Source organism: Metabacillus litoralis, assembly GCF_020524045.1.
In the GTDB taxonomy this organism is placed as follows: domain Bacteria; phylum Bacillota; class Bacilli; order Bacillales; family Bacillaceae; genus Metabacillus; species Metabacillus litoralis_C.
Genome location: NZ_JAIVKL010000010.1, coordinates 151,252 through 174,295, shown reverse-complemented (window position 1 = coordinate 174,295; position 23,044 = coordinate 151,252). Strand labels below are relative to the sequence as shown.

Sequence of the window (23,044 nt, the reverse complement as noted above, 5' to 3'; positions counted from 1 at the left end):
TTTTTAGAGACTAGATCTAAAACAAGCGTTAAAAACACTTGTAAACTACCATAGGTATGATGTAGATGTAAATTATTGGTTTCTTAGCTTGATGACATTGAAGCTGAGCCTCCTCGGCATGCCTGCGGGGTCTCAGCCTTTCCTCAATTCCCGTAGGAGTCGATTGTCTTCCGCTCCATTCCACTAGTTCTTAAAAATAGTATGCAAAATCAAAAAATCTATTGATGACAGCAAATAAAACCTTGCTTAATATTTATGTCCCAACCTCCTATTATTAGAGTGGAACATATTGTAATTCAAACATTAGAAAAGTACTATGAAAAATGTAACATACTAAAAATCTTTCTTCTCGTAAACTCTAACGGCTATCTTATACGAGATTATCGTCAAGACTAAGCTAAGAAATGAAAGGAATCCCGCTATGATCCATTGATTTTGGGTTAATGAGTCTATAAAATCTTTTACTGCTGGGTATTTGGGGTTTTCAGAAAGGTTTATCGAGATTTGAAAAAACATTAAGATACTGACAAAAACAATAACCGACAAAAATGAAGCTGCTTTATAGCCGACAGCATATAAAAATGGGTAAAATATCGCTAAAAATAAATAAACAATCGCTAAACAGATGATATATTCCGCAGGATAAATTAATCGAGATGGAAAAGGTGCAAATTGATGAAATAGAATTACGTAAGCTGTAACTAAAACACTGCCTAAAGCAAACCAAATACATCCTGCTACATATTTACTTAAAATAATTTGTTTTCTTGTAACAGGCAAGCTATTAATTAATCTTGATTGCATCTCTTCTGATGATGATGTATTGAAATTAGAATACAGTATAAGTGTTGAACCATAGAAAATTAATAATAAAAGATGCTTGAACGCAGATCCATCCGTAAAAAAGTTAGTTAAAGGAATAAACCATAGTAGTAAGAGAAAAAATACCTTTTTTTGAAGTGTGAATATATCTTTTTTAATGAGTGCTTCCACAATGATTCCCCCTAACTGTGTAATACATGATATCTTCTAATGATGGTTTTTCAATGATAAGATCATTGTGACAATTGAGATGATCTTGTAAAAGAAGTCCCTCAAAGCCAACGTCTGTTTCTTTCAAGCCGATAATTTTTTTGGCGAAATGATCATCTTCTGCTAAAACCTTTGGTGGTCCTTTTATAAGAACATACCGCTGTAAAACTACTTCCTTTTCTTCGCTAAATACAACTTCTCCTTCATTGAGAAATGTAATATAATCTGCTATTTGTTCTAAATCCTTTGTCATATGTGTTGAAAAGAATATTGCTTTATTTTCGTCTTGTATAATTTCTAAAAGAATATCAAGTAGTTCTCTTCTGAAGATAGGATCAAGTCCAGATGTTGGTTCATCCATGATAAGAAGTGATGGTTCGTGTGAAAGAGCAATCGCAAGAGAGAACTTCATTTTCATCCCCTTGGATAAGTCTTTCACTTTTTTATGCTTTGGTAGTTGAAATCTAGCTATATAATTAGTGAAAATAGATTCATTCCAATTGCTATAAAACATGCTGACAATTCGTTTATTTTGTTCAAGTGATAAATCTTCATAAAAATAGTTTTCATCATAAACAAAGCCAATTTGCTGTTTAATTTCTTTTGTCGCTTCAGCATGAGTTTTACCAAAGAGTGCAATCGTTCCAGAATCAAAATGAAGTAAGTTCATGATACAACGAATAAGTGTGGTTTTACCTGCCCCATTTGGTCCTATTAAACCTGTAATAAATCCCTTTTTAATGTCCAGATTAATCTTTTGGATTGAGAAATTACTTCGAGTTTTTGATACTTCTCGTAGTTCAACGATGTTTTCCATATATTTCACTCCTCATAAAGTAGCGTTAGAATGTTTTTCAATTCTTCAAGACTAATGTCGAAAGCTTTACTCTCTTCAATTACTTTTGTTAAATGTGTTTCAATTAACTTTAACTGCTGTTCTTTTAGTAGTTCTCTATTTTGACCAGCAACATATGAACCTTTTCCAGGATATGTTTCAATAAACCCTTCTTTTTCTAGTTCTTCGTAGGCCTTTTTTGTAGTAATCACACTAATTTGCAAATCTTTGGCAAGTTTTCTTATCGAAGGTAAACTATCCTTTTCTTTTAGAGAGCCATGTAATATTTGTTCTTTTATTTGGGTTTTAATCTGCAGATAGATTGGCTGATCGATTGTGTTAGTAATAATAATATTCAATTAGTCACCTCCTTTGTGCATACTGTTTATATATAATATATACAGTATGCACAGTTGTGTCAACAAATAATGGAAAACTACTCCAAAGGTTGTAGAAAATTTCATTCAGATAGAGAAGGTTTTATCAAATGAAAAATTGCTATAATATGGTTAAGGAATTGTTGAAGCTGGGAGAGTTAATGTGATGAAAGATAAACGAATTCGAGAACTAAATACACTTAAAATAATTGCAGAGAAATTAAATGAAGCAACTGATGTGAAAGAAATGCTTAAGGATATTTTATGTGAATTACTAAAGCTTACTGAGCTTCATTCAGGGTGGATTTTCTTAATAAATAATCAAGGTGAATATGAATTAGCAGCAGAATATAACTTACCCAAAGGGCTCACATGGAATAAGAAAAAGGTCATGTGTGAAGGTGACTGTTGGTGTATTGATCGGTATCATGATGGTCGTTTAAATAAAGCAGCAAATATAATCAATTGTAAAAGGATAGAGAATGCCATTGAAAATAATTGGGGAGAAACAAATGGCATGACGCATCATGCAACTGTTCCGTTGCGGGCTGGTAATGAAAAATTTGGTTTGCTAAATATGGCATCTCCAAATAAAACGCATTTCACTGATGAAGAGCTTGCCTTATTAGAATCAGTTGCATTTCAAATTGGAACAGCAATCAAGAGAATACAACTTGTTGAAAAAGACCGGAAACATGCATTAATAGAGGAAAGAAACAGACTTGCTCAAGATTTGCACGATTCTGTCAATCAATTGTTATTTTCAATTATGTTAACTGCTAGAGGAACAAAGGAAATAACGAAAGAAAATGAAGTAAAAGAGATGCTTTCATATATACAGGAGCTTTCACAAGAAGCACTAACTGAGATGAAAGGACTCATTTGGCAGCTCAGACCACAAGGCTTAGAAAATGGTATTGGTTCAGCATTATTAAATTATGCTACTGTTTTAGGATTGAATGTTGATTCGAACATTGAAGGTGTGTGTACACTACCTTGTCATATTGAAGAAGAACTGTGGAGAATAGGACAGGAAGCATTAAATAATTGCAAAAAACATTCTGGTACAAATAAAGTTTGGCTTTCTCTTTTACGAAAGAATTATACAGTACAAATGATTATTGAGGATAAGGGAATTGGGTTTCACTATGATGAAAAAAATCAACTACCTACAATGGGTCTAAGAGGTATGAAGGAACGTGTAAGAAAAATTGACGGAAACTTCAAGTTAAATAGTAGTAATGGTGAGGGCACAATCATTACAATTTTTATTCCGTTACAGAAAGGGGGGTAGTTTCATATGAATAAAATAAAAGTACTTATTGCTGATGATCATCATGTGGTTCGCAGAGGATTGTTATTTTTCCTAAAAACTCAAAAAGACATTGAAATTGTTGGTGAAGCAACAAATGGGCGTGAAGCAGTAACATTGGTGACAGAATTAAGCCCTGATGTTGTGTTAATGGATTTGTCCATGCCTGAAATGGACGGTGTTGAGGCAACAAAAGCAATTCGTGAAACAAACAATAAGGTGAGAATTATCATTTTGACGAGCTATGCAGATCAAGATCATGTCATTCCAGCGATTCGTGCAGGAGCTTCTGGTTATCAGTTAAAAGATATTGAGCCAGATGAATTAGTGCAAACGATTCGTGATGTATTAAAAGGAGAAAGTAAACTACATCCAAAAGTAACTTCTCATGTGATGACACATCTATCTTCAGGATCTAAACAAGAATCAACAAAGTTTAATGATTTAACGAAGCGTGAAAAAGAAGTTTTAAACGAGCTGGCTAAAGGGAAAAGCAATAAAGAGATTGCATCGGCGCTATTTATTACAGAAAAAACAGTGAAAACCCATATATCTAATATCCTTTCTAAACTGCAACTTTCAGACAGGACTCAAGCAGCATTGTTTGCTGTGAAGAATGGATATATCGAGAATTAAATGAAGGAGTAGATTAATTTATGAATGTATTAGTTATTAATGGTAGTCCAAGAAAAACAGGACGAACAAGAATGGCAGCTTCATTTATTGCTAAAAAACACAATGGATTGTTATTTGATTTAAGTACAAGAGAACTCCCTTTGTTTAATGGAGAAGAAGAGCAAAATGAGTTAGAAGATATTAAAGAACTAAAGAAGATGGTTAGTGAGTCTGATTCTGTTATTTTATTATCACCTGAATATCATAATGCAATGAGTGGAGCGTTAAAAAATGCATTGGATTTCTTAAGTAGCGAGCATTTTTCACATAAACCTGTTGGTCTTATTGCAATAGCTGGAGGTGGTAAAGGCGGGATAAATGCTCTAAACAACATGAGGACGGTTATGCGAGGTGTTTATGCTAATGCAATTGCAAAGCAATTAATTCTTGATCCTCATTGCTTCGATTATGATAAAAAAGAAATAAAAGAAGATCCTGCATTACTTGTTGATCAGTTAGTTGAAGAGTTAGAAATATATACTGAAGCACTTAAAAAAATCAGCAAAAATTAAAAAAAAGACTGACATTGGTTATAACAGTAACCAACTGTCAGTCTTTTTTGAGTGCTATGGCTTTTATATTTGTTGAACATATTCCAACTCTGGGTGTTCAACAGCATGATCTATATATCGCAGAAGAGAGTAGAGTTGTTTTTCTACCTCCTGATAGTCATGCTCAAAGTTATATGCATGAAGAAATTGTTCGATTTTTTTTGAAAGAAAATCGTCCTTTGTGCGAACCATTAAGATGAGTAGGTTATCCCACTGAGAACGATGAGTGTAATATAAAGCTTTGTCATAATCCACACTGCTGTCCATTAAAATCCCTCCTTCTTAAGGAGATATGCTTAGTGTGTGTGAAATGTTCTTGATCTTACTGGGCAAAACTTGGTGTTGTTGATTTATAAGGCTTGGAAGTGTTTACCCTTATAAAAGTAAGACATAATGGAAACCTAAAAATAAAAAAGGGTTTTGCATATGAAAAAAATATTTCACTGTTTTATGATTATTTTCTTATTGGTTCATCCGATAAGAAGTACAGCAACAGAAATGTATACATATGAACGAATGGAAAATCATTTGAAATTGCTATCACATAAATATAATTTAGAGATGAAATCGATAGGTCATACAGAGTTTGGTCGTGAAATTTATGCGATTAAGCTAGGGGAAGGAAAAAAGAATGTTCTCATAACAGGAAGTCATCATGGACGAGAATGGTTGACAACTCATATCATTATGGAAATGTTGAAGAATTATACAGCTGCTTATGATAAGAAGTATTCATTATATGGACATAGCTTGAATATATTAGATCGTGTTTCCATTTGGTTTGTCCCGATGGTGAATCCAGATGGTGTAACAATCCAGCAAAAAGGCGTTGAACATCTGCCACTCTCCTTACAAGAAATTTATATTGATATGAATGGGGGAGAAAACAATTTTAAAAGATGGAAAGCGAACGGAAAAGGTGTTGATCTTAATCGTCAATATCCAGCAGGCTGGAAAGAAATTAATGGAAATACACCTTATGCCTCCTATTCACACTATAAGGGAGAAAAACCCTTTAGTGCTAGTGAAACAAAGTCATTATTTACTTTTACTGAAGAAATAAAACCACTAGCTTCTGTGGCCTATCATACTTCAGGTCGAGAAGTGTTTTGGTATTATTTTAATTCTTTAGAAAATCTTCAACGTGATTCCAAATTAGCTACAATGGTTTCAGATGTTACTGGATACAAAATTTCATATCCTCCAGGAGATGCATTAGGGGGAGGGTATACAGATTGGTTTATTCAAAATTATCAAAAGCCCGCAATGACTATTGAGCTAAGCTACTTAGTAGACGAAACAAATCCACCTTTATCTGTTTTCCATGAAGAATGGGACAGAAATAAATCAATAGGTCTCATACTAGCGGAATATGCAGAGAAATATGTGAAAAGGTAGGATAAGCTCGGGTAAAATAGGGCAAGTTATATTCAAAAGAAACAATAGCGGAGGATTATATGAAATCGATCTCACTATCTAAAATATTCTTCACATTTATTGCCTTTGTTATTATTTTATCAGCTGGAATGAAAGCATATGGAGAGCATAATGATGTTGATATAGAATATAAAAAATGGAGTCGTATTGCTATTTCATCGGTACAAGAAAAATATCCAGACACAGAGCTTATTGATTATAAATATGTAAAACGCGAGGAAGTTAATGAGCAAGAAGCAAAGGATATTTTTCATGTTAAAGCGAATAAAAAGGGAAGAGTTTTTGTTGTTATGATTGATGTTGTGTTTAACCCGAAAACAGGAAAGCTCATTACGGTGAAAATGGTTGAGGGTAACGAGAGGGATTTTTAAGTAAGGTAGTATCGAGTAGAGTTTTTAAAGGAAACAAAAATGACGAAAAAACCTTAAGCTAAAAAGCTAGCACACCATTCACACAGGTAGCTAGCTTTTACTATTTTTGTCTTGTGGAGCCATGTCCAAGTTTAACTTTTAGTTCGATTGATTAATCGAGAAATAGGATAATAAAGCTGACTGATTTTTCACTAAGTCCGCTAAAGTATATTCATCTAAAACGGCTAAGTAAGCTTGTAAAGCTTTATTCAAAACATGTTTTAATCCACAAGCCGGTGAGATGATACATTGGTTACGCTCTTCATCAAAACACTCAACAATATGGAAGTCTTCTTCTGTTTGACGAACAACTTTTCCAATATTAATGTCTTCTGGAGGTACAGCAAGCCTTATTCCACCATTACGTCCTCTAATCGTTTCGATAATATCCATTTTTCCTAACTCATACGTAACCTTCATTAAATGGTTTTTGGATATATTATAAGTTTCAGCAATTTCTTTTATATTTGATAGCTCTTCTTTTGGTTTTGTTGCTAAAAATACTAAAACTCTAAGAGAGTAATCTGTGTATAGAGTTAAGCGCATATAAAGGACCTCACATATCATTGACTTCTAAATGTTTTATTTTATTCATCTTACCATATATTATTTTAAAATCTTAATTTATGTAAGTAAATGTGACAAATTTTTAAAGATGTATTTAATATATTGCTTTTAAAAGGTGTGTGCATTATCCTAAAGATATATTTTAAATACATCTTTAGGAGATGATGATGTGCTTTCTCAAAAAACGATTGAAATTGTTAAATCAACAGCACCAATTTTAGCTGAGCGAGGAACAGAAATTACTACTTATTTTTATAAAACAATGTTTGAAGCTCATCCCGAACTATTAAATATTTTTAATTTCGTTAACCAGAAAAAAGGACGACAACAAACGGCATTAGCCAATACAGTTTATGCAGCGGCAACATACATTGATCAATTAGAAGTGCTGCTTCCAGCTGTCAAACAAATCGCATATAAACATAGAAGTTTGAATGTGAAAAAAGAGCATTACCCAATTGTGGGAGAGTACTTACTTAAAGCAATTAAAGATGTATTAGGAGACGCTGCTACCCCAGATATTCTAAAAGCATGGGAAGAGGCTTATGGAGTCATTGCTAGTGTGTTTATTGATGTAGAACAGGAAATGTATGAACAAACAAAAGCTGTTGCATGGGAAGGCTTCAAGGATTTTCGAATTGTTAGGAAAGAAAAAGAAAGTTCAATGATTACATCATTTTATTTAGAAGCAAAAGATGAAACGACGATTCCAAATTTTAAACCGGGCCAATATGTAACAGTTCGATTAGAGATACCAGGCGAAACATATCTATTAAATCGACAATATAGCTTATCAGATTCACCTGGAAAAAAATATTTAAGAATTTCTATAAAGCGAGAAAGTGGTGAACAACTTCAGGAGGAAGGTAAGGTTTCGAATTATCTTCATAATAATATGGATATAGGAGATACAATAGCAATAACGGCTCCGGCTGGTGATTTTGTTTTAGATGATCGTGAGGAAAATCCGGTTTTCCTTATTAGTGGTGGTGTTGGAATTACACCAATGATGAGTATGTTAAAGGATATCGCTGAGAACCAACCAAATCGTCCTGTTACATTTATTCATGCTGCAAAAAATGAAGAAGTTCATGCGTTTAAACTTGAAGTAAAAGAAACATTGAATAAACTAATGAATGCAGAAGGATATTTCTACTACGATCGCGTAACTGCTATTGATGAAAGTGAACATATTTCTGAGGGAAGAATAAATTTAAGGAATTTTAAAAATTTAATAGCGGACAAAGATCATTCTTTTTATATTTGCGGACCAGCGCCTTTCATGAAAAGCATGATTGATCAGTTAGAGTCTCTAAATGTCAAAGAAGATGCGATTCGTTATGAATTTTTTGGACCATCAATCAATTTAAAAGAAACTCAAAATGCTTAATTTTTTGAAGACTAAATTTTAAATATAAACAAACCCTTTCATCTTTTCTCTCCTAAGCACATACATTTAGGATAACAATAGCTTAGGGGGGAGAGCATGAAAGAATCTGAACAAAAGGCTCTTGAATATGCAATTGCTGAAATAACGGAAGTTGCTACTGGCTTTGGACTTGATTTTTATCCTATGAGATATGAAATCTGTCCAGCAGATATTATTTATACATTTGGTGCTTATGGAATGCCAACAAGATTTTCACACTGGAGTTTTGGGAAGCAATTTCATAAGATGAAGCTGCAATATGATTTAGGTTTGAGCAAAATATATGAACTTGTTATTAACTCAGATCCTTGCTACGCATTTCTTCTAGACACGAACTCTCTTATCCAAAATAAATTAATTGTTGCCCACGTTTTAGCTCACTGTGATTTCTTTAAAAATAATGCACGCTTTGGAAATACAAAGCGGGAGATGGTCGAAAGCATGTCAGCCACTGCTGAACGAATTAAACATTATGAAATACAATATGGAAGGCATGAAGTAGAAACATTTTTAGATGCTGTTCTTGCTATACAAGAGCATATTGATCCATCATTAGTTAGACCTAAGCTTTCTTGGACTATTGATGATATTGAGTTCGAAGAAATGGAAGAAAAAACAATCACACCTTATGATGATCTTTGGAAGCTTGATGATAAACAAAAGCCAAAACATACAGTAAAAAAGAAGAAACGTAAATTTCCACCAACACCTGAAAAAGATATTTTGCTATTTATTGAAGAATATAGCCGTGAATTAGAAGATTGGCAACGTGATATCTTAACAATGATGCGTGATGAAATGTTGTATTTCTGGCCACAGCTAGAAACGAAAATCATGAACGAAGGCTGGGCTTCGTATTGGCATCAACGAATACTTCGGGAGCTTGAACTAACATCAGACGAATCCATTGAATTTGCTAAGCTTAATGCTGGTGTTGTACAGCCTTCAAAAACAAGCATTAATCCTTATTACTTGGGTTTGAAGATTTTTGAAGACATCGAGGAACGATATAATCATCCAACAGAAGAAATGAAAATGTTTGGAGCAACTCCTGGATCTGGTCGAGAGAAAATGTTTGAAGTCCGTGAGGTTGAATCAGATATATCATTTATTCGAAATTATTTAACAAAAGATCTTGTGATGCGTGAAGATATGTATTTATTCCAAAAGCAAGGTAGAGATTATAAAGTGGTTGATAAAGAATGGGAAAATGTTCGTGATCAGCTTGTTAGTATGAGGGTGAATGGTGGATTTCCTTATATAACTGTCAATGATGGAGATTATTTAAAAAATAATGAGCTCTATTTAAAGCATTGGTTCGAGGATATCGAGCTTGATCTTAAGTATTTAGAGAAAGTCCTTCCTTATATTTATCAGCTGTGGGGAAGACCTGTTCATATGGAAAGTGTTTTAGAAGATAAGGCTGTGCTATTTACGTATGATGGAAAAAGTATTTCTAGAAAGTATTTATAAGGTTGAAAAGTCACTGAGATTTCAGTGACTTTTTCTATTCATTTTTCTTGTTATACTTTAACTTTTACCTACAAGATAGTCAACATTCTTCATAAGCCTTTGCTACATCTTGAACTTTAAGCTTTTGTATACTCAAATTTACTATGAATCATTTTGTTTGCCTCCTGAAATTCTTACTCTTTCAAAATGGCTCTGTTAAACTTTGTGGTTGATTTCCGTTACAGGCATTCGCTTTCCGCGGGCGGTCCGGAAGCCTCCTCGGCGCAAGGGCCTGTGGGGTCTCCCTTCGACACGCTTCTCCCGCAGGAGTCTCATGCCTTTCACTTCAATCAACCAAGTGCTAAAAATCAACCATAAGCTTTAACATAGCCTTCAAAATTAGCTCTTCCGAATAATTCACGTTCTAAGTTTTTTGTCTCTATTACAGCATGACTTTTAATGTTGCTTCTGGACAAGGGATAGATATCGAGTTTTTCTCCACAAAACCTGACACACATTTCATTAGACAAATAATAGAAAAACACCAGTTTGTTTTTAAAATTAATTTATGGCCAATAAGGATATAATAAGCAGCATGTAGAAATTTCTACATGCTGTTCTTTTTTTTACAAAGTTGAAATCATTTTTGCATATTTTCTGCAAAATCTTTTGTTATCTTTTTGATAAGCACCCTAAATTATTACAAAGATGAATTCTAATTTAATTGAGGAGTAAATAAAATGAGAGAAAAACTCGGGATCGGTATTGTGACATTAATTTTAGCTATTTTCCTTTCAGCTTGTGCAAACAATGATGATAAAAGTTCCGAAGAGAAAAATTCTAATTATGACCATAATATGGAAATTGATCATTCTGAGATGAATCATTCAGACTCTGGTGACGTTCCAGAAGGATTAAAAGTAGAAGAAAATTCAACTTATAAAGTTGGAAGTCAAGCTATACTTGACACAGACCACATGAAAGGCATGAAGGGTGCAGAAGCTACAATTGTAGGAGCATATGATACAAATGTTTATGTTGTTTCTTATACACCAACAACTGGTGGCGAAAGAGTTGAAGATCATAAATGGGTTATCCACGAAGAAATTGAAAATGCAGGAAATGAACCATTTCAGTCAGGGGAAGAGGTTGTTCTAAATACGGAGCATATGGAAGGTATGAAAGGTGCAACAGCGGTTGTAGACTCAGTGGAAGATATGACAGTCTATATGGTTGATTACACACCAACAACTGGTGGTGAGGAAGTGAAAAACCATAAGTGGGTGACGGAAAGTGAATTATCGCCAAAATAATATGAAAAGTTAATATCGCATATGGGTGCTTAAACTACTGAAAAGAACTTGGCTAAATTCCAAGTTCTTTTTGCAGTATAGAGCTATGATTGTATATTGCCTTTATGAACTAAAGTAGTCCATGATTGTCCATTATCTATTGTTTGAAAAATATCATTATTGTAAGTAACAACGGTTAGAATTTCTTCGTTTCCTGGATGAGATGAAATGTACATGACAGGATTCTCTTTATTCACTTCGTTAGGTAAGGAGATAGCTTCTTCCTTTTTATTGCTCAGTTCCTGTCTATTAAGTGATAATTTATCTCCGTTTAAAGTAAAATAGAGTAGGGATTTTTCTCTAAATTCGACACTTGTAACTGGCTGAGATTGTGAGGCTAAAGAAAATAAATCACCATTATCATTTGAAATAAATAAACCTTGATCTGTGGATATTCCCACGATATTTTCCTTGGTTGGGTGAGTAGCTATATTACCGATATTGTTAAATGAAAGTCCCTCAGCATTACTTTGTGCCCAGTTCTCACCTTCATCTTCAGAATAATAAATTCCACGGTCTAATCTTGAATTCTCTGATTCATTAATCACATAGATCATATGAGTGTTATATCCAGTTGCTAAATAGTGGAAGTCTGTCTCGCCATAAAAAGCAAGTTTGTTTAATGTCTCTCCATCATCGATGCTTTTTATAATACCAAGAGGATTTTTTAAATCTGATCCATGCTCAGGATGCCCACTTGAATAAAAACCTTCATCAGTTGCTTGAAACCCCATATAGTCATGTTTGTTATCAGTTATTTTAAACCACTTTTCATTTGAGAATCTTAATAATCCATCATGTGAAGCTAGATAAAGTTCATCGTTATTTCCTACATAGCCAAGACCGTGTATATGTTCAATGTTTTCATCTTTTACTTCTTTGTAAGTGGTAGTATCATCTTTCGTTAACTGTTCATTTTCCCCTTGTGAACATGCAGTTAGTAAAATAGTTACTATGAAAAATGAAAATATCTTTTTTATCATTGGTACGATAATACCTCCTATTTTTTTTTAGTTACTAGTAATCCATTTGTAGCCTACTCCCCAAACAGTTTTTAAATATTTTTCAACAGGGAAGTTTGCTTGTCGTAGCTTTTCTCTCATATTCCGTATATGTGAATCAATGGTTCGATCTTCTGTTTCAGCCTTTATTCCCCAAATTTTTGAAAGTAAATGTTCTCGTGAAAATACTTTATTGTTGTTCTGCAAAAACAGCCCAAGCAAGGCATATTCCTTAGGTGTAAGTATGATCTCTTTTTCTTGAAATGTAACCTGATACGTTGATTGATTCATTGTTAAACCTTCAAAATTGATGATGTCTTCAAAATTAGAGATTCTGCTGGTTCTTCTCATAATGGCTTCTATACGTGCTAACAATTCTTCTTCATTAAATGGTTTAACAAGGTAATCATCAGCACCTTTTTTTAATCCTTTAACGATATCTTCTTTTTCACTTCTTGCTGTTAACATGATGATTGGTACATTAGAAATTGCTCTTATTTTTTCACAGGTTTTCCATCCATCCATTTCTGGCATCATAATATCAAGAATGACAATATCAACGTTTTTGTGCTGTAAAAATTCTAAGCCTTCAATACCAGATGTCTTCTTAAAACAAGTATATCCATAAGGTTCTATATATAATGATAATAAATCGAGCATTCTCTGCTCATCATCTATTAGCAAAACTGTTTTCATCAAAAAGCCCCTTTTAGAGTAATCTTAAAACATGTGCCTATATTTAATTGACTTGTAACCGTAATATTTCCACCATGAGCATCTACAATTTGTTTTACTATTGATAATCCTAATCCGTAACCACCTGTTAACCTTGATCGTGATTTATCTACTCTAAATAAACGATCAAAGATATATGGCAAATCTTCAGTAGGAATTCCTGTACCTTGATCTTTGACAAATATACTTATGAAATTCCCTTCGTTTGTTATTTCAATTGTAGTCACTGTATTGTTATCAGAGTATTTTAAAGCATTATCTAATAAATTTAAAAAGACTTGTTCAAACCGGATAGGATCGATATCTACAAAAGCGTCTATTTTTTGAACTAATTCAAGTTTTACTCCTTTACTATTATAGGCCGGCTTCATTTTAAGGAAAATGGAGTGCATGAATGAACCAAGCTTTACTTTTTCCTTAGAAATAGAAAAAGTATTTTGATCCATTTTAGCTAAATCAAAAAGTTCTTTTAGTAGGTCACTTACATGGGTGGATTCTTCATAAATAATATTTAAGTAGTTCAGTCGATCTTTTTCTGGTAAGTTGTCTTTTCTTGCAATATCTGTATAACCTTTAATGTAGGTAAGAGGAGTACGTAGTTCATGAGAAATACTCGCTAAAAACTCGTTTCTTTCTTTTTTTAAATAGTTTAAATCGTTTGCTAAGGTTTGAATAGAATTTGATAACTCTCCAATTTCATCATTTGAAGTTCTTTGTAAAGAAACTGAAAAATCACCTTTGCTTATTCTTCTTGTCGCTTCCTTCATTGATATTAAAGGTTTTGTTAAAGCTTTTGATAAAAAGAATATGGTTATCAACATGAATAATAAAATGAGCACCGAAGCCAAGATGAAATGTTCATTTAAACGTGAAATCAAACTTTGTATTTGTTCCGTACTTTTGAACATGTAAACATAACCAATGTCTCCATTAGGATCTTTAAAGGAGGAAACCGTTGAAATATATTGTTCGTTTTGCCAATCCGATTGTAGAATCAGACCTTCATTAGATGCTTTTAGTTCAGCTCCATTTCTTGTTACTATTTTGTTCATCCCATCATCTATTGGTTTAGATGATGTTATCATTTTCCCAGTATCATCAGTTATGACTACTTCTGTATCTGTTTCTGTCTCCATCATTTGAATATGGTGTAATGTCGTTTCATCGTAAGAAATTTCTAAAACATCACTATGACTATTTCCACGTGATTTTAATGCTTTTAACTCTTCATTTACAAGAGAATGTACAACATTACGATGTAAGAAGAACATAGAAGAGGCTTCAATTATAAAAATACAGATAAAAAACCAAAGACCAAGTTTGATTGAAATTTTCATAGACTACACCTTTTTACCTTAATAAGAATATTGTAATGGGAAATTGTTGAGAAAATATGCAGATTTGGCGTGTATTTAGTGAAGTACATTAAATAACAACTTTCTATACAAATTTTATAACACTGAAAAAAAACTTTGCATGATAGCTTGTTTACATCCAATCTAAACTAACTAAATCGAGACAAGTCTATCCCCCAAATTGTATCAGAAAAGAATTAAATCTCGAACCTTGAACCAAGTGATAACATTTATCGTTTCGTGTATAACAAAGAGATTATTTTGGCAATAGAAGCATGTGAAATAGAAAATCAATTCAAGCGAAAGTCCATTTAGAAAATGCAATAGGTAAAGTTCATAAGAGATCAAAGCAAAGAATGCAGGATGCTGTTAAAGACTTGAAAGAAGGTATTGCAGAAAGCTGTAAACTCCTTTAATCAGATAAAAAACCCCCTATTGGAGGTTTTTAAGTATTTATTCTTCTTCTTCAAGATCCTCAATTAATTTCTTCATTTCATCAATTTCTTTACGTTGAGCTTTTATGATCTCATCTGCCAATTCACGAACTCTTGGATCTGATATTTTAGCACGTTCACTAGTTAATATCGCAATAGAATGATGGGGAATCATGGCTTCCATATAGTCAGTATCATCCACCAATGTTTGACTTCGAAATAGGAAGAGGGAAAGAGCAAAAACGAGTACACTGACAACGGCAATGCTAATATTTACCTTTCGATTTTTTAGCATACGGTACATAAATCCTAACATAATGAGAGTCATGGTAGCTCCCATTAACAGAGCCATATAAAGCCTTGATTCACTAAAAAAGATATGATCAAGACTGTATGTGCTAAAATATTTAAAAAGAAACATCACAATGGTTGAAGTGATGATCATCCCAGCAAATTTAATGTATTGTTTCATAATAGCTACTCCTTTCAAGCTATTTACATAGTGTTTTACCTAATTATTAGGTAAGTATAAGTATACTTATTTTTGAAGTTGAAAACTCAAATGACAGAGCAAAGCTATATGCTTTGCTCCAAGATCTGAAAACTTTGCTATCCAGCTTGTCCTTTTTATGAAGCCATTTTGCGACATGCTTCTGCACATCTAAAGCAAGACTCTGCACATTTTTTACAATGATCTTGTTCATGTTTTTCACACTCTTTACCACATGCCTCACATATGTCAGCACATAGTCTACAAATTTGTTCAGCAAATGGACTATTTGATTGCATCGCTTTTACTGCAAATCCACAAATATCAGCACATTCTCTATCTAGACGAATACAGGCTGACATCATTGTTACATCTTCTTCGTTAAGGCATGCATTATAACATGAATTACAAGCCTCCATACATTCTAAGCATGCTTGAATACATTCTTTATATTGTTGTTGAGTTAACATAAATAATACCTCCTTAATTTTTTATATTATTAATAGTACCCGTCAACTAAAGAAAATAACGTGGTTCAAGCAAACTCCTTAAAATCTGCACATTTTATAGGAATAGACTCTGTGTATTATATAGGAAAGCTTCTTCATTCTTTGTATTAGTTATGGGGTAGATTTGTACATATGAAAATTGTATTAGAAGAATAAGGCAGTTTTATTTTCATATGAATGATGGTTTATAAATCAGCCATTATATTTATTGAAATGATAAAAAAGGATGACTACAAATTGGTCTTTTATCGACCAATTTGAGTCATCCTTTCATATTAAATTTGCTAGAGGCTTTGCATTAAAGGAATGCAGCTCCAACAATAATTAGTAATATAAATAGAACAACGATCAAAGCAAATGTTGATCCACCTGCGCCATATCCGCCGTAACCTCCAGCGCCATAACCACCAAATCCAGCACCATATCCACCATAGTTACCATATCCGAAACCCATAAATAATTCTCCTTTCATTTGTAGGATTAATAATAGAGTATTAAGGAAATGGGAAATTGACTGTGCGAATGCCTAGATTAAAATAAATTGGGTGTTTTTGTTAATCCTTCTTTTTTCTTTTACTATTGATTGTACTAAGTGTTTCATTACCAAAGTAATTGAAAAGCTTTCCTTTAGAACTACCTATTTGTTGAGAAGTATAGATCCCTGTGTGTCCTGAAAATAAATAACTCACAATACAAACAAGGAATAAATAAAGACTTGCCTCAGAACCAAATAGTTCAATACCCATGATAAAGCATGCGATCGGAGTATTTGTGGCTCCACAAAAAACACCAATAAAACCTAAAGCTGCTAAAAATGGAATTGAAACATGCAGAAATTCGCCGAGGTAACTACCAAGCGTTGATCCAATAGCAAATAATGGTGTTACTTCACCACCTTGATAACCTGCTCCAAGTGTTAGGGAGGTGAATAGTAGCTTTGTTATAAATGTAAGCGGTGAGACATCCCCTGCAAAGGCATCATCAATTAGTGGTAGACCCAATCCAAGATATTTTCGAGTTCCAACAATATAAACTAGTGCAATAATGACAAGTCCCCCAACAAAGCTTTTGATCATAGGATTAGGAAAAAACTGTGTGTATTGCTTTTTTAACCAGTGTGTTAGTTGTGAAAATAATGTGCTTGTTAATCCAAATAGAATGGCAGCAACTATAATTTTAAATAAAAGTAGTAGTGATAGTGTAGGGATTGAACCAATATAATAATGATGATGACCAACTCCCCATGCAGTTGTGATAAAATCTCCAACAACAGCAGCGATAAATGCAGGAAATATTGCTTCATGCTTGATCAGACCTAGAGCTAAAACTTCTAATCCAAATACTGTTCCTGCTAACGGCGTTCCAAAGACAGATCCAAACCCACTACTAATTCCACAGATAATAATGATTTTTCGGTCCACATCATCTAATCTAAAGATTTTTCCAATTAGTTCAGAGAAGGCACCACCCATTTGAACGGCCGTACCCTCTCGACCAGCAGATCCACCAAATAAATGGGTGATAATTGTTCCAAATAACACTAATGGAGCCATCCGAAATGGAATACTTTCCTTAGCACCATATGCTTGTTCGATTAATAAATTATTCCCTTTTGCAGAATTTAAGCCATATTTCCAATAGAGAAAACTAACAAGCATTCCACCAAATGGAAGTAAAAATAAAACCCATGAATAAGCTTCTCTTGTTTGGACTGCCCATTCTAAACTAACTAAGAAAAAAGCTGAAGCAGATCCAGCTAAAATTCCAACTATTCCAGCTAAGATCGTCCATTTGATCATATATAACAATAAATGGACATGTATCTGTTCTTTAAGAACGTTCTTAAAATTGTGCATTTTATATCCTTTCAATTTTCACTCTTGATTAGCTACCTAAATGTAATCTTCCTAGATATTAAACTGCGAATGAAAATCTAAGTTATTGTATTAGTTGTCCGTATTGTTGCAACAAGTTTTTTCGTTTTTTGTATAGTTTATCACATTGCCTGTTCTATCTTATACATTTCAATGGAACAGCATGTCAATAAAACATCTCTTAATTTATTTCATTATACCGAATCTGTATATTTTTTTAGAATTTTTTGGTCCTTTTAGAAAAAGTGAAATCTTATTAGATATATAAACATTTGGAGGGATTTATGATGAAAATAATTGATCAAAATGAAAGTTGTAAAACAACTAAAAGTGAAGAAGTTGAATTCAATAGATTATGGGGAAGTTGAAACAAACGAGAATAAAAACAATTCTTGCTGTAGTTAAATCCATAAGAGGTTGGTGATCAATATGTCATCAGCCTTTTTTATTTTAGGCTATTTCAATAATACTTTTTTGCTATTTGATAAATCTTTATAATTAAACCTTGAATAAACTAAATAAGTGAATTAGTATATAATTAAATGCTTATATAATATTCCAGAACAGCTTTATTATCGTGAATGAATTTTGTATTAAGTAGGGATACTGAATTCATATGAAGTCAAAATAAGTATATTATTATATGTTTATTCTTAATAAATGATGGGGAGGGTTAAAAGATGTCAGAAGCACTAATAGAAATAGAAAATGCTGCAACAATTTTAAAACTCTTAGGAGATAAAACAAGACTGACCATGGTGAAAATGCTGGATTCTAATGATTGTTGTGTGTGTGAATTTGTTGAGGTTTTTAAAGCAAGTCAACCTGCGATTAGTCAGCATATCCGGAAACTAAAAGATGCAGGAATTGTTAAAGAAACAAGAAGAGGACAATGGATTATCTACTCACTCAATAAAAATATTGACTATTATCCACTTGTGCAAAATTTATTACAACATCTACCTAATCAAGATTATCGAATGAAAGAATTGGAAGATCAAGGTTTACGTATTTCGTGTGAATAAATGGAGGGTATAACATGACACAAGTAATATTAGCATCTGTCATTTTTTTACTCACACTTACATTAGTTATTTGGCAACCTAAAGGATTATCGATCGGGTGGTCTGCTTGTGGAGGAGCAATATTAGCTCTTCTTGTAGGTGTAGTAGATTTTAATGATGTGATTGATGTAACATCTATCGTTTGGAACGCAACACTAGCTTTTATTGCAATTATAATTATTTCACTTATTTTAGATGAAATTGGCTTTTTTGAATGGTCTGCTTTACACATGGCACGAGCGGCCAAAGGAAATGGTATTAAGATGTTTATTTATGTAAGTATTCTAGGTGCGGTTGTTGCGGCATTTTTTGCAAATGATGGAGCTGCTTTGATTCTTACACCTATTGTATTAGCGATGGTAAGAAATCTTAACTTTAGTGAAAAAATGGTTTTCCCATTTATTATTGCAAGTGGATTTATTGCCGATACAACATCACTGCCACTAGTTGTTAGTAACCTTGTTAACATCGTTTCTGCTGACTTTTTTGGTATAGGTTTTGTTGAATTTGCATCAAGAATGATTATTCCTAACTTTTTCTCATTGGGAGCAAGCATATTAGTTTTACTGCTATTCTTCCGAAAAAGTATTCCAAAAAATTATGATTTATCACAGCTAAAGAAACCAGTAGAAGCAATTCGTGATGAAAAGATGTTTAAACTGTCGTGGATTGTTTTGGGCATATTACTAATCGGTTATTTTGCTAGTGAGTTTATTGGAATTCCTGTATCAATTATTGCGGGGATTGTGGCAATCTTCTTCTTGTTTATGGCAAAAAGAAGTTCTGCAGTGAACACAAAAACTGTCATAAAGGGAGCACCTTGGGCGATTGTCTTTTTCTCAATAGGTATGTATGTAGTTGTTTATAGCTTGCGAAATGTAGGATTAACAGATGTTTTAGCAGATGTGATTCAAGCGACTGCTGATCAAGGCTTATTTGCAGCAACAATTGGAATGGGATTTATTGCAGCCATTCTTTCATCAGTGATGAATAATATGCCAACAGTTATGATCGATGCACTTGCAATTTCTGACACAAATACATCAGGAGTTATAAGAGAAGCGCTGATTTATGCTAATGTGATTGGTTCAGATTTGGGGCCAAAAATCACTCCAATCGGATCACTTGCTACATTATTATGGTTACACGTCCTTTCATTGAAAGGTGTAAAAATTTCTTGGGGTACTTATTTTAAAACAGGTCTTGTTTTAACCATTCCGACTTTGTTTATTACACTTGTTGGTTTATATATTTGGTTACTTATTATTCATTAATTCAACTTAAAGGAGCAATTATCATGTCTAAAAAAACAATTTATTTTCTATGTACAGGAAACTCTTGCAGAAGCCAAATGGCAGAAGGTTGGGCTAAAAAGCATTTAGGAAGTGAGTGGGAAGTGAAAAGTGCAGGACTTGAAGCACATGGTTTAAATCCTAATGCTGTAAAAGCGATGAACGAAACAGAAATCGATATTTCAAACCAGACTTCAGATGTAATTGATCAAGAAATTCTTAACAATGCAGATTTAATTGTTACTTTATGTGGCCACGCAGCAGACAATTGCCCAGTAACACCTGCTCACATTAAAAGAGTACACTGGGGGTTTGATGATCCGGCAAAAGCTGAAGGTTCAGAAGAAGAGAAATGGGCTTTCTTCCAACGTGTACGTGACGAAATTGGCGAAAGAATTGAACGTTTTGCTAAAACTGGAGAGTAAGGAGCAGTTTGTTTTAGCACTAGATAAATAAGTCAAATGATGCCGTGAGAAATTCTCTCGGCTTTCTTTTTTGTGGTGAATCTTTTATATGTTGTAATGTCATATTTTGTCGAAAAACTAATATATCTTGAGTTTGAGCAAATATATTGATCAAAATAACAAATAAATTTATTGAAGGAGCAAATATAACGAAAAATGAGCAAATAAACACTGTAACATAGCAAATATCTGTATCTGAACCTTCAGTAATCAAAATATTAGTAGTAATCCTCACCACAATGAGATTACTACTAATTTAAAAACAATACTTCTACCACATCAATATCTCCTCTTGATATGTTCAACATTGAATTAAGGTTTTTATATCTCTCTTTTCATACTAGAGCCAAATTTCTTGCAATCAAAATATCATTATGATGTAATTATTGAAGAAACTTTTTATATGAATTAGTATAAAAAGTGAATAGTGTAAAATAGTTGGTATAACAACTAAACTGAATTTTGGTTGCTTGATTAAAGGATTCTACCTGAGGTCAAAATGCATTAGACTATCTAGGTACTTCAGGCAAAAAGGTCAGGAAAAATAACCTTAATAAAACAATTTACCTCATAATATATTTAAGGAGTGATTCATTTGTCTAACGAACACAAAGAAAACATAAAAAGATCAGTAAAAGATCATTGGTATGTAAAATATGAGGAAGTGGGATTTCCATCTATTCAAAAGGGATGGGTATTACCTGTTGAACGCTGGGCTGATTTTGATCCGTTTATTTTAATGGCAGAAGATTGGTTTAAAAGAGGCACTTTTTCGGACCATCCTCATAGAGGCTTTCAAACAGTAACATATGTTATTGATGGAAGACTAGAACATATAGATAATGCAGGTGGACGCGATATTCTTGAGCCTGGTGATGTTCAATATATGAACGCTGGTTGGGCCGCAAGACATGGAGAGGAAGGTGTAGGAGATGATATTGCTCACACCTTACAGCTTTGGTTGAACCTTCCAAAGCATTTAAAGAAAACAGATACTAGCTACCAAAATATTTATAGTGAAGATGCACCAACAGTTGATTTTACAGGTGGCTCTGTCAAAGTATTTTCTGGCGATATAGCAGGAGTTAAAGGTCCGATGGAATCTGTTGTTCCTTTTACATTATCAGAAATCTCATTAAATGAAGGAGCAACATACACACACAAGCTACCAGAAACGCATAATGCATTTTTGTATGTATTATCAGGTGATATGGATTTTGGAGAAAATGAAGTGAACCTGACAAAACATGGAGTTGCTACTTTAAGTTTTGATGAGAGCGGTAATAAAGATATGATGAGTGAGTTTAGAATTAAAGCAAACAGTAGGCGCTCGAAAGTATTGATCTATTCAGGTACTCCGATCAAAGAAGAAATCGTTCCTTATGGTCCTTTTGTAATGAATACTATGGATGAAATTAAGGATGCATATCGTGACTTTCATAATGGAAAGTTCGGTCCTCCTGCAGTCTGAAAGTAAACATTTCATCTATATGAGACTCAAATCTAAAAATAAGTTGGGGTGTTTCTATTGGATATTTTTGAAGTGATTAAAACACGCAGAAGTAATGGACTTGTGACTGATGAGGCAATTCCAAAAGAAATCATTGAACAAATTTTAGAAGCGGGGACTTGGGCTCCTAGCCATTTCAGAACTGAGCCTTGGCGATTTTTTGTATTAAGAGGTGAAGGCAGAAAGAAGTTAGGCGAAGTTCTTGTGAATATTGCCCAACAGAAACTGGATGATCCTTTGAGTGAAGGAAATCAGAAAAAGCTTGAGAAGATTGCTGAAAAACCATTTAGGGCTCCTGTGATTATAACCGTTGCTGTTGAGCCAAGTGATAATCCAAAAGCAATTTCCAAAGAAGAGTATGGCGCAGTATACTCGAGTATTCAAAATATGTTGTTGGCTGCACATAGTTTAGGGTTAGCGGGTTTCTGGCGAACAGGCGAACCTACTTATGATCCATTAATGAAAGAGTTTTTTGGTTTATCCGACAAAGGAGATGTATTAGGTTTTCTTTATTTTGGGTATCCAAAAAGATCGTTACCAGAAGGAAAAAGAAAGCCATTTTCTGAAGTGACCACATGGATAGGGGAAGAATAAGAGAGAATAAGTAAAAATGAATTAACTCTAATTATGTAGTACGCTACAACATTAGCATTCATAATAAGCCGTTATAATATCAATAACTATATATTAGAGTTGATTTTTGAATGGAGTAGCTATAATAAATACAAAACATCATTGTAAAATCTATAGGATAAAATGTTGCTATAGCAACTAAAGGGAATGTGGCTGGAACTTAATTAAAGAAATCAAACAAAAAACGAATAAACCTAAATTCAGTTAAGCTGAAAGAAACAAGTTTGTCCCATTCCGCTGCAGACATAAGATTC

At 33.3% G+C, this 23,044-nt stretch carries 25 protein-coding genes; 13 read left to right on the top strand and 12 right to left on the bottom strand.

Annotated features, from left to right (window positions below; genetic code table 11):
- Window positions 1-333: 333 nt before the first annotated feature.
- The 3 genes from LC076_RS16285 to LC076_RS16275 are packed head-to-tail and all read right to left on the bottom strand — an operon-like array spanning window position 334 to window position 2,226.
- Window positions 334-993: an ABC-2 transporter permease gene (locus LC076_RS16285; RefSeq protein WP_226670159.1), complete on the bottom strand. Its 660-nt coding sequence runs from the start codon at window positions 991-993 to the stop codon at window positions 334-336.
- Window positions 977-1,849: an ABC transporter ATP-binding protein gene (locus LC076_RS16280; protein ID WP_226670158.1), complete on the bottom strand. Its 873-nt coding sequence runs from the start codon at window positions 1,847-1,849 to the stop codon at window positions 977-979. Before LC076_RS16280 ends, LC076_RS16285 begins: the two co-directional genes overlap by 17 nt.
- Before the next feature lie 5 nt (window positions 1,850-1,854).
- Window positions 1,855-2,226 carry a GntR family transcriptional regulator gene (locus LC076_RS16275; RefSeq protein ID WP_226670157.1) on the bottom strand — a complete coding sequence of 124 codons (372 nt, stop codon included), beginning with the start codon at window positions 2,224-2,226 and terminating at the stop codon, window positions 1,855-1,857.
- Between the two features lie 184 nt (window positions 2,227-2,410).
- Here LC076_RS16275 and LC076_RS16270 point away from each other — a divergent pair, with 184 nt between their 5' ends.
- The 3 genes from LC076_RS16270 to LC076_RS16260 are packed head-to-tail and all read left to right on the top strand — an operon-like array spanning window position 2,411 to window position 4,743.
- Window positions 2,411-3,538, top strand: coding sequence for a GAF domain-containing sensor histidine kinase (locus tag LC076_RS16270; protein ID WP_226670156.1), 1,128 nt, complete (start codon window positions 2,411-2,413; stop codon window positions 3,536-3,538).
- A gap of 6 nt (window positions 3,539-3,544) precedes the next feature.
- Window positions 3,545-4,192 (top strand): response regulator, encoded by a 648-nt coding sequence (locus LC076_RS16265; RefSeq protein ID WP_226670155.1) that lies wholly within the window; start codon window positions 3,545-3,547, stop codon window positions 4,190-4,192.
- Window positions 4,193-4,212: 20 nt separating this feature from the next.
- The gene (locus LC076_RS16260; protein WP_226670154.1) at window positions 4,213-4,743 is read left to right on the top strand and encodes an NADPH-dependent FMN reductase; all 531 of its coding nucleotides are present in this window, start codon (window positions 4,213-4,215) and stop codon (window positions 4,741-4,743) included.
- A 63-nt stretch (window positions 4,744-4,806) separates the two neighbouring features.
- On the opposite strand, the gene LC076_RS16255 is transcribed toward LC076_RS16260, so the two are convergent.
- Entirely contained in the window at window positions 4,807-5,049 is a 243-nt protein-coding gene (locus tag LC076_RS16255; protein WP_226670153.1) for a YhdB family protein, read from the bottom strand.
- Window positions 5,050-5,208: 159 nt separating this feature from the next.
- Between LC076_RS16255 and LC076_RS16250 the strand changes: the two genes are divergently transcribed.
- Complete coding sequence (locus LC076_RS16250; RefSeq protein WP_226670152.1) at window positions 5,209-6,180, top strand: M14 family zinc carboxypeptidase; 972 nt, start codon at window positions 5,209-5,211, stop codon at window positions 6,178-6,180.
- 59 nt (window positions 6,181-6,239) lie between these two features.
- Entirely contained in the window at window positions 6,240-6,590 is a 351-nt protein-coding gene (locus LC076_RS16245) for a DUF3889 domain-containing protein (RefSeq protein WP_226670151.1), read from the top strand.
- 138 nt (window positions 6,591-6,728) lie between these two features.
- Here LC076_RS16245 and LC076_RS16240 read toward each other — a convergent pair whose 3' ends face one another.
- Window positions 6,729-7,175 (bottom strand): RrF2 family transcriptional regulator, encoded by a 447-nt coding sequence (locus LC076_RS16240; protein ID WP_226670150.1) that lies wholly within the window; start codon window positions 7,173-7,175, stop codon window positions 6,729-6,731.
- 190 nt (window positions 7,176-7,365) lie between these two features.
- On the opposite strand from LC076_RS16240, the gene hmpA reads away from it, so the two are divergent.
- From hmpA to LC076_RS16225, 3 genes are all read left to right on the top strand, one after another.
- A complete protein-coding gene (hmpA, locus tag LC076_RS16235) occupies window positions 7,366-8,586 on the top strand; it encodes an NO-inducible flavohemoprotein (protein ID WP_226670149.1) in 1,221 nt (406 codons plus the stop codon).
- Between the two features lie 96 nt (window positions 8,587-8,682).
- Window positions 8,683-10,098: a SpoVR family protein gene (locus LC076_RS16230; RefSeq protein WP_226670148.1), complete on the top strand. Its 1,416-nt coding sequence runs from the start codon at window positions 8,683-8,685 to the stop codon at window positions 10,096-10,098.
- Window positions 10,099-10,817: 719 nt separating this feature from the next.
- Window positions 10,818-11,390 carry a YdhK family protein gene (locus tag LC076_RS16225; RefSeq protein ID WP_226670147.1) on the top strand — a complete coding sequence of 191 codons (573 nt, stop codon included), beginning with the start codon at window positions 10,818-10,820 and terminating at the stop codon, window positions 11,388-11,390.
- A gap of 83 nt (window positions 11,391-11,473) precedes the next feature.
- Here LC076_RS16225 and LC076_RS16220 read toward each other — a convergent pair whose 3' ends face one another.
- The 7 genes from LC076_RS16220 to LC076_RS16190 all read right to left on the bottom strand — a co-directional run bounded on the left by LC076_RS16220 (window position 11,474) and on the right by LC076_RS16190 (window position 17,809).
- Window positions 11,474-12,412, bottom strand: coding sequence for a F510_1955 family glycosylhydrolase (locus tag LC076_RS16220; protein ID WP_226670146.1), 939 nt, complete (start codon window positions 12,410-12,412; stop codon window positions 11,474-11,476).
- 27 nt (window positions 12,413-12,439) lie between these two features.
- Complete coding sequence (locus LC076_RS16215) at window positions 12,440-13,126, bottom strand: response regulator transcription factor (protein WP_226670145.1); 687 nt, start codon at window positions 13,124-13,126, stop codon at window positions 12,440-12,442.
- Complete coding sequence (locus tag LC076_RS16210) at window positions 13,126-14,502, bottom strand: sensor histidine kinase (RefSeq protein ID WP_226670144.1); 1,377 nt, start codon at window positions 14,500-14,502, stop codon at window positions 13,126-13,128. Before LC076_RS16210 ends, LC076_RS16215 begins: the two co-directional genes overlap by 1 nt.
- 471 nt (window positions 14,503-14,973) lie before the next feature.
- Window positions 14,974-15,426 (bottom strand): DUF305 domain-containing protein, encoded by a 453-nt coding sequence (locus LC076_RS16205; RefSeq protein ID WP_226670143.1) that lies wholly within the window; start codon window positions 15,424-15,426, stop codon window positions 14,974-14,976.
- A 155-nt stretch (window positions 15,427-15,581) separates the two neighbouring features.
- Window positions 15,582-15,914: a four-helix bundle copper-binding protein gene (locus tag LC076_RS16200; protein ID WP_226670142.1), complete on the bottom strand. Its 333-nt coding sequence runs from the start codon at window positions 15,912-15,914 to the stop codon at window positions 15,582-15,584.
- A 337-nt stretch (window positions 15,915-16,251) separates the two neighbouring features.
- Window positions 16,252-16,407 carry a YjcZ family sporulation protein gene (locus LC076_RS16195; protein ID WP_226670141.1) on the bottom strand — a complete coding sequence of 52 codons (156 nt, stop codon included), beginning with the start codon at window positions 16,405-16,407 and terminating at the stop codon, window positions 16,252-16,254.
- 100 nt (window positions 16,408-16,507) lie between these two features.
- Window positions 16,508-17,809, bottom strand: a complete 1,302-nt coding sequence (locus LC076_RS16190) for a voltage-gated chloride channel family protein (protein WP_226670140.1) — start codon at window positions 17,807-17,809, stop codon at window positions 16,508-16,510.
- Between the two features lie 698 nt (window positions 17,810-18,507).
- On the opposite strand from LC076_RS16190, the gene LC076_RS16185 reads away from it, so the two are divergent.
- From LC076_RS16185 to LC076_RS16165, 5 genes are all read left to right on the top strand, one after another.
- Window positions 18,508-18,852 (top strand): ArsR/SmtB family transcription factor, encoded by a 345-nt coding sequence (locus LC076_RS16185; protein WP_226670139.1) that lies wholly within the window; start codon window positions 18,508-18,510, stop codon window positions 18,850-18,852.
- A 14-nt stretch (window positions 18,853-18,866) separates the two neighbouring features.
- Entirely contained in the window at window positions 18,867-20,165 is a 1,299-nt protein-coding gene (locus LC076_RS16180; protein ID WP_226670138.1) for an arsenic transporter, read from the top strand.
- 23 nt (window positions 20,166-20,188) lie between these two features.
- Window positions 20,189-20,608 carry an arsenate reductase (thioredoxin) gene (arsC, locus tag LC076_RS16175; protein ID WP_226670137.1) on the top strand — a complete coding sequence of 140 codons (420 nt, stop codon included), beginning with the start codon at window positions 20,189-20,191 and terminating at the stop codon, window positions 20,606-20,608.
- Window positions 20,609-21,242: 634 nt separating this feature from the next.
- A complete protein-coding gene (locus tag LC076_RS16170) occupies window positions 21,243-22,118 on the top strand; it encodes a pirin family protein (RefSeq protein ID WP_226670136.1) in 876 nt (291 codons plus the stop codon).
- A gap of 48 nt (window positions 22,119-22,166) precedes the next feature.
- Window positions 22,167-22,751, top strand: a complete 585-nt coding sequence (locus LC076_RS16165; protein ID WP_319005538.1) for a nitroreductase — start codon at window positions 22,167-22,169, stop codon at window positions 22,749-22,751.
- Window positions 22,752-23,044: the final 293 nt, after the last annotated feature.